Origin of the sequence: Streptomyces sp. Tu6071, from assembly GCF_000213055.1 — a bacterium.
Taxonomy (GTDB): domain Bacteria; phylum Actinomycetota; class Actinomycetes; order Streptomycetales; family Streptomycetaceae; genus Streptomyces; species Streptomyces evansiae.
Genome location: NZ_CM001165.1, coordinates 1,972,089 through 1,985,083 on the forward strand (window position 1 = coordinate 1,972,089; position 12,995 = coordinate 1,985,083).

Here is a 12,995-nt window from a genome sequence, read left to right on the forward strand (position 1 = left end):
CGCGCGGCACGAGCCGTCCCCGCCCTCCAGGAAACAGAACACGCCGCCAGCCCAGGCCCGTCCCGCTCCCCCGAAGGGTCCCGCCTCAGTCCAGCGACGTCATCACGTGCTTGACGCGCGTGTAGTCGTCGAACCCGTACAGCGACAGGTCCTTGCCGTACCCGGACTTCTTGAAGCCGCCGTGGGGCATCTCGGCGACGAGCGGGATGTGCGTGTTGATCCACACGCAGCCGAAGTCGAGCGACTTGGACATCCGCATGGCGCGCGCGTGGTCCTTCGTCCAGACGGACGAGGCGAGGGCGAACTCGACGCCGTTCGCGTACGCGAGGGCCTGCGCCTCGTCGGTGAAGGACTGGACCGTGATGACGGGCCCGAAAACCTCGTTCTGGATGATCTCGTCGTCCTGGCGCAGGCCGGAGACGACGGTCGGGGCGTAGAAGTAGCCCTTGTCGCCGACGCGGCGCCCGCCGGTCTCGACCTTGGCGTGCGCGGGCAGCCGGTCGATGAAGCCGCTGACCTGGGCGAGCTGGTTGGCGTTGTTGAGCGGCCCGTAGAAGGCGTCCTCGTCGTCGGGTCCGGCGGTGCGCAGTTCGGCCGCGGCCTTGGCGAGCGCGGTGACGAACTCGTCGTGCACCGATTCGTGCACGAGGACGCGGGTCGCGGCGGTGCAGTCCTGCCCGGCGTTGAAGTAGCCGGCCTCGGAGATGCCCGCGACGGCCTTCGCGAGATCGGCGTCGTCGAAGACGACGACGGGAGCCTTGCCGCCCAGTTCGAGGTGGACGCGCTTGAGGTCCTTGGCCGCCGAGCCCGCGACCTCCGTACCGGCGCGCACGGAGCCGGTGATGGAGGCCATGGCCGGCGTGTCGTGCTCGACCATGAGGCGCCCCGTGTCGCGGTCGCCGCACACGACGTTGAAGACGCCGTCGGGCAGCACGGAGCCGATGATCTCAGCCATCAGGACGGTCGACGCGGGCGTCGTGTCCGAGGGCTTGAGGACGACGGTGTTGCCCGCGGCGAGCGCCGGGGCGAACTTCCAGACGCCCATCATCATCGGGTAGTTCCACGGCGCGACCTGCGCGCAGACGCCGATCGGCTCGCGTCGTACGAAGGAGGTGAGCCCCTCCATGTACTCGCCCGCCGAGCGTCCGTCGAGCATGCGCGCGGCGCCCGCGAAGAAGCGGATCTGGTCCACCATCGGCGGGATCTCCTCACTGCGGGTGAGCCCGACCGGCTTGCCGGTGTTCTCGACCTCGGCGGCGATGAGTTCCTCGGCGCGCTCCTCGAAGGCGTCGGCGATCTTCAGCAGCGCGCGCTGGCGTTCCGCGGGCGTCGCGTCGCGCCACGCGGGGAAGGCCGCGGCGGCGGCGTCCATGGCGGCGTCCACGTCGACGGCGCGCGACAGGGGCGCCGTCGCATATGCCTCGCCGGTGGCCGGGTTCACGACCTCCGTGGTCGCGCCGTCCGCGGCGTCGCGGAACTCGCCGTTGATGTAGTTGCGCAGTCGGCGCAGTTCGGTGGTCACTGCCGGCCCTCCTGTCGGTGTCCGGAGCCCGGTGTCCAGGGCTCCCTGGCCACAGGCTCCGTGTCCAGAGCCTGAGACACCCACCCTAGCCGCAGAGGCAACGCTTTCGACACACCCGCTCCCCCCAGGCTGCGGAATCGGTGCTTTTCACGCTCGTGAACAACGGATTTCATCGATTCAGGCTTGCGGAACTACGGAGTCCTCGGGCAGAGTGAGGGCGTGGTCAGTCGCAGCTCAGAATCCAGGACCGGGAGCGGCAGCTCGTCGATCGATGCCGTCTCGCTGGCGATCATCGAACAACTCCAGGAGGACGGCAGACGTCCGTACGCCGCGATCGGCAAGGCCGTGGGCCTCTCCGAGGCGGCGGTGCGCCAGCGCGTGCAGAAGCTGCTCGACCAGGGCGTCATGCAGATCGTCGCGGTCACCGACCCGCTCACCGTGGGCTTCCGGCGGCAGGCGATGGTCGGGATCAACATCGAGGGCGACCTCGACCCCGTGGCCGACGCGCTCGCCGCGATGCAGGAGGTCGAGTACGTCGTCCTCACCGCCGGCTCCTTCGACCTGCTGGCCGAAATCGTGTGCGAGGACGACGACCACCTTCTCGATGTGATCAACAGACGGATCCGCACCCTCCCCGGAGTGCGTTCCACCGAGAGCTTCGTCTACCTGAAGCTCACGAAGCAGACCTACATGTGGGGAACCCGATAGCCGTGAGCAAGGACCTCTCCCGAACCGCGTACGACCACCTGTGGATGCACTTCACCCGCATGTCGTCGTACGAGAACGCGCCCGTCCCCACGATCGTGCGGGGCGAGGGCACCTACATCTACGACGACCAGGGCAAGCGCTACCTGGACGGCCTGGCGGGCCTCTTCGTGGTCCAGGCGGGTCACGGGCGCGCCGAACTGGCCGAGGCGGCGCACCGCCAGGCGAAGGACCTCGCGTTCTTCCCCGTCTGGTCCTACGCGCACCCCTCCGCGATCCAGCTCGCCGAGCGCCTCGCCCACCACGCCCCGGGGGACCTCAACAAGGTCTTCTTCACGACGGGCGGCGGCGAGGCCGTCGAGACCGCCTGGAAGCTCGCCAAGCAGTACTTCAAGCTGACCGGCAAGCCGACCAAGCACAAGGTCATCTCCCGCGCCGTCGCCTACCACGGCACGCCGCAGGGCGCGCTGTCGATCACCGGGCTGCCCGCCCTCAAGGCGCCGTTCGAGCCGCTCGTACCGGGTGCGCACAAGGTCCCGAACACCAACATCTACCGCGCGCCGATCCACGGCGACGACCCCGAGGCGTTCGGCCGCTGGACCGCCGACCAGATCGAGCAGCAGATCCTCTTCGAGGGCCCCGACACGGTCGCTGCCGTCTTCCTCGAACCGGTCCAGAACGCCGGCGGCTGCTTCCCGCCGCCGCCCGGCTACTTCCAGCGCGTACGGGAGATCTGCGACCAGTACGACGTGCTCCTCGTCTCGGACGAGGTCATCTGCGCCTTCGGCCGCCTCGGCACGATGTTCGCGTGCGACAAGTTCGACTACGTGCCGGACATGATCACCTGCGCGAAGGGCATGACCTCCGGCTACTCGCCGATAGGCGCCTGCGTCGTCTCCGACCGCCTCGCGGAGCCCTTCTACCGGGGCGACAACACCTTCCTGCACGGCTACACCTTCGGCGGCCACCCCGTCTCCGCCGCCGTCGCCCTCGCCAACCTCGACATCTTCGAGCGCGAGAACCTCAACCAGCACGTCCTCGACAACGAGGCCGCCTTCCTCGGCACCCTGGACAAGCTCCGGGACCTCCCCATCGTCGGCGACGTCCGCGGCAACGGCTTCTTCTACGGCATCGAGCTCGTCAAGGACAAGGCCACCAAGGAGACCTTCACCGACGAGGAGAGCGAGCGCATCCTCTACGGCTTCGTCTCCAAGAAGCTCTACGAGTACGGCCTGTACTGCCGCGCCGACGACCGCGGCGACCCGGTCATCCAGCTCTCGCCCCCGCTCATCTCCGACCAGTCCACCTTCGACGAGATCGAGGGCATCGTCCGCCAGGTCCTCACCGAGGCATGGACGAAGATCTGACCCCGGCCCCCACGCACGCCACCCCGGCCCCGACTCACTCTTGCGGGTGAGAGCGGGGCTGGGGTGTTTTTTTGGGGGGGGAGGCGGGGCGCTCGGGGCAAGGCACCGGGCTCGGGCGCGGCGTGCGGGCGAGACGGCGTGGGGCGCGCGACGCGGAGTGACGCGACGTGGATGGGGCGTCGTGGGGCGCGACGCCAGGCGACGCGACGCGGCGTGACGTGACGTGATGGCGATGCGGTACGCGACGTAGCGCACGGCTGGTACGCGACGTCGGGCCATACGCGACGCCACGTCGCCGCCGCGTGGGCGCGACGTCGCGTCGCCAACGTCGCCTGCGCGACGTACTACGCGTCAGCCCGCACGCGACGTGGCAGCGCGATACGACGCAACGCGGCGCGACGTCGCGCGCCACACACGCGACGCGACGCCCCGCCGAAGGCGACGTACCCCCACCCCCAGCGCTACGTGACGCGGCGACGTCGCGCCGACAGACGCCGCGTCGCCCCGTCCACCGCACCCCACGCCGCGCGACGTCGCGGCGTACGGCGGATGGCGCGCGACGCCGCACGCCGCGTGTTACGTTCCAGGCGATTTAGGGACGAACAACGCGCTCTCGCGACCGGTCGGACACGGACGCGACGTCAACCCGCCGCCACGCGGTCCGGCACCGTCGCGGCGACTCGCGCGACGCCGCCCCGAATCCGACGGCCCCGAGCGGAACTGAGGTGCACTGCATGGCTGCCCCCTCGCCATCCCCGGCCGACGACGTGCTGCGGGCCGAGGGCCTGCACGTGACCCGTCACGGCTCCCCCGTGCTGAGCGACGTGACGCTCAGCCTGCGACACGGCGAGATCCTCGCCGTGGGCGGACCACGCGGCAGCGGACGCTCCACCTTGCTGCGCTGCCTCGCCGGCATGGCCCGCCCCGACCAGGGCGGCATCTGGTTCGACGGGGCGCCGCTCCACGAGCTGTCGACGGCGCGGCGTGCCCACGTACGGCGCGACCACTTCGGCTGGCTGGAGGAGACACCGCACCTCGCCCCGGAACTCACCGCATGGGAGAACGCGGCGCTGCCGCTCCTCCTGCGCGGCGTCCCGCACCGCGCGGCACGCGACGTCGCGACGGAGTGGCTGGAACGCCTCGACATCGCCCCGTGCGCGCGACGCCGCCCGCACGCGCTCACCCACCTGGAGCAACACCGCGTCGCGATGGCCCGCGCGCTCGCCGGCACCCCCGCGCTCCTCTTCGCCGACGAGCCCACCGCCGCGCTCCACTCGGCCGACCGTGCCGTTCTGCTGCGCACCCTCGTCACCGCGGCGCGCACGCACGGCATCAGCATGCTCCTCACGACCCACGGCGACGAAGCGGCGGAACTCGCCGACCGCTCCGTCTCCCTGCGCGACGGACGCCTCGCCGACGCGACGTCCGTCTCCGGCGACGTTCCCGGTACGGAAGAGGGGAAGGCGACGTGCTCAGTCTCCGTCTAGTACGCGGCGGCAGGCCGCTCGTCCAGGCGCGGCGTCTCCTCGTGAGCGCGGCGTCGGCGGGCACCGGCTTCCTCCTCTTGGCCGCCCTCGGGCACGCCCTGTCGCACGACGGCGCGGCAAGCTCCGTCCGGCGCCTCGCATGGTGCCTCGTCCCGCTGGTCGCCACGGTGTACGTCGCGGTCGCCGTCTCCCGCACGGACCCCGCGCTCCGTCCCGAACGCGGGCGACCGCCCTACGGCCTCTCGTCCCGCGGCATGCGCCTCCTCACGGGCACAGCCACCGCGGCGTTCTGCGCCCTGGGCTCCGTCGCCGCGCTGCTCCTCTTCCTCCTCGGCCGCGGCAGCCTAGGCGTCCGGCCCCTGGGCGACGGCGCCGCGAAGGCGCTTGGCGCAGGCTTCGACATTCCCGTCGCGGCCGTCCTCACGCTCCTCGCCCTCGTCCCCGTCGCGACCTCGGCGGCGACAGCGGCCCTCGTTCCCGTCGCCGCCGGGCAGGGCACGGCGAACGCGACGCCCGGCGCGACGTCGGCGCCGCCGGGCCTGCCCTGGGGCGTCGCGCTGCTGGCAGCCGGGTTCGCCGTACGCGCCACACTCGGCGAGGGAACGGCCGGCCTCTCCGCCAAGGCCCTCGCGGGACGTGGCGGCGTTCCGGGCGGCGTCGTGGCCGGCTGGGCGCTGATCGCCGCGGGACTCGCCGTCGCCGGTCCGGGGATCACGTGGCTGTGCGGCAGGCTGCTGCAATCGGGCCGCCCCGGCGCCGTACGCCTCCTCGCGGGGCGCGGCCTCCAGGAGGAAGCTCGGCGCGTCGGCCGCCCCCTCGGCGTGGCAGTCGCGGTGGGTGCCGCGCTCGCCGCGGCGTACGGCGGCGACGCGACGTACAAGGCGACGGGCCCGCTCACGGCGCTCGGCGTGGGTCTCGTGGTGGGCTGCGCCGCGATCGCGCTTCTGCTGGCCGCCGTCGAGTCCCGTCAGGCCCGTACGGACATCACCGCGGCGCTGGAGCAGTCCGGGACACCCGCCGCGACACTCCGGACCGCCGTGGCCGTTCGCGCCGGTGCCGTGCTGCTCGCCCTGATCCCGTTGACGTGGGCCGTCACGGTGCTCGCGACGTTGCCGGTCGGCCACTGACGCCTACGCCGCCCGCACCGAAGAGATCAGCGCGCCACCGATGAATCCCGTCGCGCCGGGCGGTCATCACCTGCATACGGACGCACGGAGACGTCGTGGTGCCCGTCGCGGCACGCCCGCACGTTCCAGGTGCGGCGTCGCTGCCCTTACCGAACCAGGAGAACCTGATGAGCTACCAGCAGATGATCTTCATCAACCTCGTTGTCAACGATCTCTCCGTGACGAAGAAGTTCTTCACCGACCTGGGTTTCCGCCTCAACGAACAGTTCAGCGACGAGGAGACCGCGAGCGTGGTCATCAGCGACACGATCATCACGATGCTGCACACGCGGGAACGCTTCGCCCAGTACACGCCGGCGGGCAAGACGCCCGCGGACGCCACGGCGACGACCGAAGTGTTGCTGACACTCAGTGCGCGCAGCCGGGAAGAGGCCGACATGCTCGCCGACCGGGCGCTCGCCTCCGGCGGCAGCCCGGCTCGGGAGGCCGAGGACCACGGCTTCATGTACGGGCGCTCCTTCACCGACCCCGACGGTCACGTCTGGGAGGTCGTCTGGATGGACCCCACGCAGATCCAGGAGTGAGCCACGCGACGTCGCGCAACGGAGGACGGGGGACGTCGCGTCAGACGGAACTGCGCGCCGTCGCGTCAGATCTCGCGCAACGTCGCAACAGACGGTGCGGCGCACGCGACGTCGCGCCAGGCTCCGCGTACGTCGCGCGCCGCGTCGGCCACCACGCGGCGCGCGTCGTGGCGCTAGTCCAGCACCACGACGTCCTGGGCGTCGAAGACGACGCCTACACGGTCCCCGCGTTCCGGTGCCTCGTACAACGTGCACGTCGCCTCGATCTCCGGCGCGTCGTGGGGACGCAGTCGTACCGAGACGTGGGTGCCATGGAAGGTCCGTGCCACGACCTCGCACGGAAGGCCGCCGGACTCCGCGACGAGGCGCACTCCCCCGGGCCGTACGAGCACCGTGTGCTCCCCTGACGCCGCCGTGACGCTTTCGTGCAGCGGCAACCGCCCCCACGGCGTCTCCGCGACGCGTCCCGTAACCCGGGCGCGTACCAGGTTGCCGAAGCCGAGGAAACGCGCGACGAAGGGATCAGCGGGGCGCCGCCAGACGTCGAGCGGCGCCCCGGACTGCGCGATCGCCCCGTCGCGCATGATGACGACCCGGTCGGCGAGGGCGAACGCCTCTCCCTGGTCGTGCGTCACGGCGAGCACCGTGGTGCCCAGCGCGGTGAACAGCTCGCGCAGCTCCTGCACGAGGCGTTCGCGCAGCGTCCTGTCGAGTTGTCCGAACGGCTCGTCGAGCATGAGCAGGCTGGGCCTGGGCGCGAGCGCGCGCGCCAGGGCGACGCGCTGCTGCTCGCCGCCCGAGAGCGAACCGACGCCGCGATGCCCCGCGTCGGCCAGTCCGACGAGCGACAGCAACTCGGCCACCCGCGCTTCGCGCTCACCCGACGGCATACGCCGCATGCGCAGACCGAACGCGACGTTGCCCGCGACGTCGCGCTGCGGGAAGAGCTGATGGTCCTGGAACATGAGTCCCACGCCGCGCCGGTGCACCGGCACGTCGCGCTGATCCTCGCCCCCGAGCCACACGCTCCCCGCGTCGAGCGGCTGCAAGCCCGCGACGGCGCGCAGGAGCGTCGATTTCCCGCTCCCGCTGGGCCCCAGGACGCAGACGACCTCGTGCGTGCGCACCGACAGGTCCACCGCGTCGAGCGCCGCCCGCCCGTTCCCGAAACGCACCGTGGCCCCGTCGACGCGCAACGCGGCCCTGGGCTCCGCTTCCCCTTGTCGCACGCCGACGACGCGCGACGTCGCGGCCCGCGCCGTCCCCCCGTCGCGCGCCGAAGCCTCGGCGGCGTTCTCGCGACGTGCACCACTGGAGCGCGGCATCAGCGCGACCTCTCCTTCGTAAGGGGCCCCTCGGTGGGGGCGGTGACCGCGCCGTCCGGGCGCAGCGCCGGAGCCTGGCGCGGCTTCGTGACGGCGGCGGGGCTGGACCGTGCACGGCCGGACGGACCCCTGCCTCCTTGGCCCACGTCGCGTGGGCGCAGCCGCTCCAGGACCAGCAGGGAGACGACGCACACCAGCATGAGGACAGTGGAGAGCGCCATTGCCTGCCCGTAGTTCAGGTCGCCGGGACGTCCCAGGAGGCGCGCGACGGCGACGGGCAGCGTCGGGCTGTCCGGGCGGGCGAGGAAGACGGTCGCGCCGAATTCGCCCAGTGACACGGCGAAGGCGAAGCCGGCGGCCACGAGCACCGCGCGACGTACCAGCGGCAGATCGACCTCCCACCACACCCGCCACGGCGACGCCCCGAGCACCGACGCGGCGTCGCGCAGCCGTTGGTCGACGGCGCGCAGCACGGGAAGCATCGTCCGGACGACGAACGGCGCGCCCACGAGTGCCTGAGCGAGCGGGACGAGAATCCAGGACGCGCGCAGATCGAGCGGAGGCTCGTCGAGCGCGATGAGGAAGCCGAAGCCCACGGTGACCGCCGACACCCCGAGCGGCAGCATCAGCAAGGCGTCGAATCCGCGGAGCAGCCGGGATACGCCGCCCGGCCGGCCGTCCTGCCCCCGTCGCTCACGGCTGAGCGCGACGGCGGCCAAGCCGCCGACGACGAGGGCGATGAGCGTCGCCACGGCCGCGTAACGCAGAGAGTTGCCGACCGCCGCGATGGGAGCGACGAGGAAGGTGCCTCCGTCTGCGGAACCGAGGGCCCGGAAGTAGGTCAGACCGAAGCCGTCCGGGGTGTCGAAGGCGCGCAGGACGAGCACCGCGAGCGGCAGCACGAGAAGTACCGCGACGACACCCAGGACGCCGCTCAGCAGCGTCCACTGCGCCACGCCGCGTGGCCGCCGCGCCGTGCGCGACGGGTCCACGAGCCGCAACGTGCTCTCGCCCCTGCGCAGCACCCACGCGTGCAGAGCCAGCACCGCCACGACGGCGCCGAGCTGGACGAGCGTCAGCACCGCCGCCGTGGAGAGATCGAGCAGCTGCGCCGTCTGCCGGTAGATCTCCACCTCCAGCGTCGAGTAGGCCGGGCCGCCGAGGATCTGCACGATCCCGAACGACGTGAAGGTGAACAGGAACACCATCAAGCCGGCCGACGCCACGGCGGGAGCGAGCGCAGGCAGCGTGACCGCCCGCCAGGCCCGCCAGCGCGAAGCGCCCAGGGTGCGCGCGGCGTCCTCCTGCCGCGTGTCCAGCTGCGCCCACAATCCGCCGACCGTGCGCACCACGACGGAGTAGTTGAAGAAGACGTGGGCCGCGAGGATCGCCCAGACCGTGGTGTCCAGGCGCACGCCCCACAGCTCGTCCAACAGCCCGCCGCGCCCGAGTACGGCGAGGAAGGCGCTGCCGACCACGACAGTGGGCAGGACGAAGGGCACCGTGACGACGGCGCGCAGCACGCCCTTCCCGGGGAAAGCAAAGCGCGCGAAGACGTACGCCCCGGGCAGTGCGAGGAGAAGGGTCAACGCCGTGGACACCAGGGCCTGCCACGTCGTGAACCAAAGCACGTCGCGTATGTCGCGGCGCCCCAGGACATCCGCGACGGCGCCGAGCTGCCACCCCGCCGAGGTGTGCAGCCCACGCCCCACGATCGCCGCGACGGGATAGCCGAAGAACAGCGCGAAGAAGAGCGCGGCGGCCGCGACGAGGAGCAGCACGGTGACGCGACGTCGCGTCACGGGACGCGCCGGGGTGAGGCGACGTCGCGCGGGACGTCGCGACGTGTCAGCGCGACCTACGGCGCGCGCCGACGCGTCGTGCGGCGTCCCAGGCGACATCCCGCGCGACCTCACTTGACGACCAGTGAGGTCCAGGCGTTGATCCAGTCCTCACGGTGCTCGGCGATCTTCTGCGGCGCGACGGTCCGCGCTCCGTCGGCCTCCGCTCCGTACCGCGTGAACAGATCCGGCAGCGCCGTCCCCTTGACGACCGGATTGACGAACATCTGGAGCGGCATGTCCCGCTGGAAGGTGTCGCTCAGCAGGAAGTCGAGGAGCGCCTTGCCGCCCTCCGGGTTGGGCGCACCGTCGAGCAGACCCGCGAACTCCGTCTGCCGGAAGCACGTCCCGGTCGCGACACCCGTGGGCGCGTCCTCGGGCCGCGGATCCGCGTAGAGGACCTCGACGGGCGGGCTGGAGGCGTACGAGACGACGAGCGGCCGGTCGCCGCCCGCCTTGTGTCCACCGGCGGAGCCCGAGAACTCCTCGTTGTACGCCTGCTCCCAGCTGTCCACGACCTTGACGCCGTTGGCGCGAAGCTTCTTCCAGTACGTCTGCCACCCCCGCTCCCCGTACTGCGCGACGCTTCCGAGGAGGAAGCCGAGACCCGGCGAAGACGTCGCGGTGTTCTCCGTCACGAGCAGGTTCTTGTAGGCGGGGTCGGCGAGGTCGGCGAGGGTCTTCGGCGGGTCGAGCTTCTTACCCTCGAAGTACTTCTTGTCGTAGTTGACGCATATGTCACCCGTGTCGATGGGGGTGACACGGTGCCGCTTGCCGTCGAGTTGGAGGTCTGCGGGGACGGCGGAGAGTCCCTTCGCCTCGTACGGCTGGAAGACTCCCTGATCCAGGGCGCGGGACAGCAGGGTGTTGTCGACGCCGAAGAAGACGTCGCCCTGAGGACGCCCCTTGGTGAGGACGGCCTGGTTCACCGCCTGACCGGCATCGCCGCTCTTGAGGACCTTGAGGCGGTACCCGGTCTTCTGCTCGAACTTCTTCAGCACGCTCTTGGAAGCGGCGAAGGAGTCGTGGCTGACGAGTGTGACGGTCTTGCCGCTCGACGGGCCGGCATCGGCCGCCGAGTCGTCGCCGCAGGCGGCGAGGCCGGTAGCGGCCAGACCCGCCGCGACTATGGCGGCGACGGTCTTGCGTCGGGTGGACATGAATTCCTCCTGGGGTGGCCAGGAGAAGACGCGGCCCTGCCCGCGGCCGGCGAGGCCGCGGGCAGGGCACAACAGCATGAGTGGTGACCGAACTCCCTACCCGGAATGACCCGGGCGAGGTTCAGAGGGTCTGCGACCTGTACACCGGTGACCGGTGTGGTGTCGCACTCTCAGCGCTGTGGCGCTCCCCTGTCGGAATGTGTACGTCGTACGGAGTATGAAGATGTCGCGCTCCCGGACGCGCCGCGAGCGATGCTGCTCTCCCACCCTATCGCTACGCCGCGCGGGGCACCGGTGCCGTCCAGGCCGCACCGCGTGCGACGTGCCTCGCGCCGTCCACGCCACGTCGCGTGCCCCACGTCCTCGCCGCCTCGCCTGCGCGACGTCCACGCCGCATCGTGCACACGACATGCCCTGCGCCTGCCCCGCCGCATCCTGCCCACACCCACGCACGCCGCGTCGCACGCCACCACGTCGCGTCGCGGCACCACGTCACCTCGCGGCACACGCGGCACCCCGCCGCCCTGCGCCGCCGCGCCATGCTCCCTCAGCGCTCCGCCGCCGCCAACTGCCCGCACGCGCCGTCGATCTCCTGCCCCCGGGTGTCGCGCACCGTCACCGGCACACCATGAGCCGCGATCGCGTCCACGAAGGCGCGCTCGTCCTCCGGCCGCGACGCGGTCCACTTCGACCCGGGCGTCGGGTTGAGCGGGATGAGGTTGACGTGCACGCGCTTGTTCTTCAGGAGCCGGCCCAGGAGGTCGCCGCGCCACGCCTGGTCGTTGATGTCGCGGATGAGCGCGTACTCGATCGACACCCGCCGCCCCGACTTCTCCGCGTACTCCCACGCGGCGTCCAGAACTTCACGTACCTTCCACCGCGTGTTGACGGGCACCAGCGTGTCCCGGAGCTCGTCGTCCGGGGCGTGCAGCGAGACGGCGAGCCTGCACTTGAACCCTTCGTCCGCGAAACGATGGATCGCGGGCACCAAGCCCACGGTGGACACCGTGATGCCGCGCTGCGAGAGCCCGAGCCCGTCGGGCTCCGGGTCGGTGAGCCTTCGGATGGCGCCCACGACGCGGTTGTAGTTGGCAAGAGGCTCGCCCATGCCCATGAAGACGATGTTGGAGAGCCTCGCCGGTCCGCCGGGAATCTCCCCGTCGCGCAGCGCGCGCATGCCCTCGACGATCTGGTGGACGATCTCGGCCGCCGAGAGATTGCGGTCGAGGCCGGCCTGCCCCGTCGCGCAGAACGGGCAGTTCATGCCGCAGCCCGCCTGCGAGGAGATGCACATGGTGACGCGGTCGGGGTAGCGCATGAGCACCGACTCGACGAGCGTGCCGTCGAAGAGACGCCACAGCGTCTTGCGCGTCGTGTCGTCGTCGCACGAGATGTGCCGCACGACCGACATCAACTCGGGCAGCAGCGCCTCCTGGAGCCGCCCCCGCGCCGCGGCGGGGATGTCGGTCCACTGCGCCGGGTCCTGGGCGTAGCGGGCGAAGTAGTGCTGCGAGAGCTGCTTGGCGCGGAACGGCTTCTCGCCGATGGCGGCGACGGCCTCCTTGCGCTCGGCGGGGCTGAGGTCGGCGAGGTGACGAGGGGGCTTCTTGGCACCGCGCGGCGCGACGAAGGTGAGTTCTCCCGGTGCGGGCGGCATGGGCCAATACTCCTCAGATACGGTGCGGCGCCGCGCGCCCCTGGGGACGCGACGACGCGCCGGGTGGGCGCCTCGGGGGCGGCGTACGGTGCGCGATGTCGCCCTGCGGGGCGCGACGCGGCGTGAGGCCGTACACGAAAGGGTCCGCCGTACGTCACGGCGGACCCTTTCAGCGTAACGCGCGCCCGGACCTCACCCCGAGTCGAAGGAGAGGCATCAG

General features: G+C 71.5%; 10 protein-coding genes and 1 riboswitch. Of the genes, 5 read left to right on the plus strand and 5 right to left on the minus strand.

Annotated features, from left to right (window positions below; all coding sequences use genetic code 11):
• Positions 1-85: 85 nt before the first annotated feature.
• On the minus strand, positions 86-1,522 hold the full coding sequence (locus STTU_RS07930) for a gamma-aminobutyraldehyde dehydrogenase (RefSeq protein ID WP_007821570.1): 1,437 nt from the start codon (positions 1,520-1,522) through the stop codon (positions 86-88).
• Between the two features lie 219 nt (positions 1,523-1,741).
• On the opposite strand from STTU_RS07930, the gene STTU_RS07935 reads away from it, so the two are divergent.
• The 5 genes from STTU_RS07935 to STTU_RS07955 all read left to right on the plus strand — a co-directional run bounded on the left by STTU_RS07935 (position 1,742) and on the right by STTU_RS07955 (position 6,792).
• Entirely contained in the window at positions 1,742-2,230 is a 489-nt protein-coding gene (locus STTU_RS07935; RefSeq protein ID WP_007821571.1) for an Lrp/AsnC family transcriptional regulator, read from the plus strand.
• Positions 2,215-3,594 carry an aspartate aminotransferase family protein gene (locus STTU_RS07940; RefSeq protein WP_009068926.1) on the plus strand — a complete coding sequence of 460 codons (1,380 nt, stop codon included), beginning with the start codon at positions 2,215-2,217 and terminating at the stop codon, positions 3,592-3,594. The genes STTU_RS07935 and STTU_RS07940 overlap by 16 nt, the downstream gene beginning before the upstream one ends.
• A 734-nt stretch (positions 3,595-4,328) precedes the next feature.
• Positions 4,329-5,081: an ABC transporter ATP-binding protein gene (locus STTU_RS07945; RefSeq protein WP_007821573.1), complete on the plus strand. Its 753-nt coding sequence runs from the start codon at positions 4,329-4,331 to the stop codon at positions 5,079-5,081.
• Entirely contained in the window at positions 5,063-6,208 is a 1,146-nt protein-coding gene (locus tag STTU_RS07950; protein ID WP_043254526.1) for a hypothetical protein, read from the plus strand. The genes STTU_RS07945 and STTU_RS07950 overlap by 19 nt, the downstream gene beginning before the upstream one ends.
• Before the next feature lie 167 nt (positions 6,209-6,375).
• Positions 6,376-6,792, plus strand: a complete 417-nt coding sequence (locus STTU_RS07955; RefSeq protein ID WP_010262017.1) for a VOC family protein — start codon at positions 6,376-6,378, stop codon at positions 6,790-6,792.
• A 173-nt stretch (positions 6,793-6,965) separates the two neighbouring features.
• Here STTU_RS07955 and STTU_RS07960 read toward each other — a convergent pair whose 3' ends face one another.
• From STTU_RS07960 to rlmN, 4 genes are all read right to left on the minus strand, one after another.
• The gene (locus STTU_RS07960; protein ID WP_007821576.1) at positions 6,966-8,117 is read right to left on the minus strand and encodes an ABC transporter ATP-binding protein; all 1,152 of its coding nucleotides are present in this window, start codon (positions 8,115-8,117) and stop codon (positions 6,966-6,968) included.
• Positions 8,117-10,018 (minus strand): ABC transporter permease, encoded by a 1,902-nt coding sequence (locus STTU_RS07965; protein WP_234019190.1) that lies wholly within the window; start codon positions 10,016-10,018, stop codon positions 8,117-8,119. The genes STTU_RS07960 and STTU_RS07965 overlap by 1 nt, the downstream gene beginning before the upstream one ends.
• An 11-nt stretch (positions 10,019-10,029) precedes the next feature.
• Entirely contained in the window at positions 10,030-11,118 is a 1,089-nt protein-coding gene (locus STTU_RS07970; RefSeq protein ID WP_043254529.1) for a thiamine ABC transporter substrate-binding protein, read from the minus strand.
• A gap of 75 nt (positions 11,119-11,193) precedes the next feature.
• Positions 11,194-11,319: riboswitch (TPP riboswitch) on the minus strand.
• A 346-nt stretch (positions 11,320-11,665) separates the two neighbouring features.
• Positions 11,666-12,775: a 23S rRNA (adenine(2503)-C(2))-methyltransferase RlmN gene (gene rlmN, locus STTU_RS07975; RefSeq protein ID WP_007821579.1), complete on the minus strand. Its 1,110-nt coding sequence runs from the start codon at positions 12,773-12,775 to the stop codon at positions 11,666-11,668.
• Positions 12,776-12,995 lie beyond the last annotated feature (220 nt).

Excerpts from the sequence above, each read along its gene's own strand:
- STTU_RS07945 (WP_007821573.1), top strand. The coding sequence starts at position 4,329 with ATGGCTGCCCCCTCGCCATCCCCGGCCGACGACGTGCTGCGGGCCGAG.
- STTU_RS07955 (WP_010262017.1), top strand. The coding sequence starts at position 6,376 with ATGAGCTACCAGCAGATGATCTTCATCAACCTCGTTGTCAACGATCTC.
- STTU_RS07960 (WP_007821576.1), bottom strand. The coding sequence starts at position 8,117 with ATGCCGCGCTCCAGTGGTGCACGTCGCGAGAACGCCGCCGAGGCTTCG.
- STTU_RS07965 (WP_234019190.1), bottom strand. The coding sequence starts at position 10,018 with ATGTCGCCTGGGACGCCGCACGACGCGTCGGCGCGCGCCGTAGGTCGC.
- STTU_RS07970 (WP_043254529.1), bottom strand. The coding sequence starts at position 11,118 with ATGTCCACCCGACGCAAGACCGTCGCCGCCATAGTCGCGGCGGGTCTG.
- rlmN (WP_007821579.1), bottom strand. The coding sequence starts at position 12,775 with ATGCCGCCCGCACCGGGAGAACTCACCTTCGTCGCGCCGCGCGGTGCC.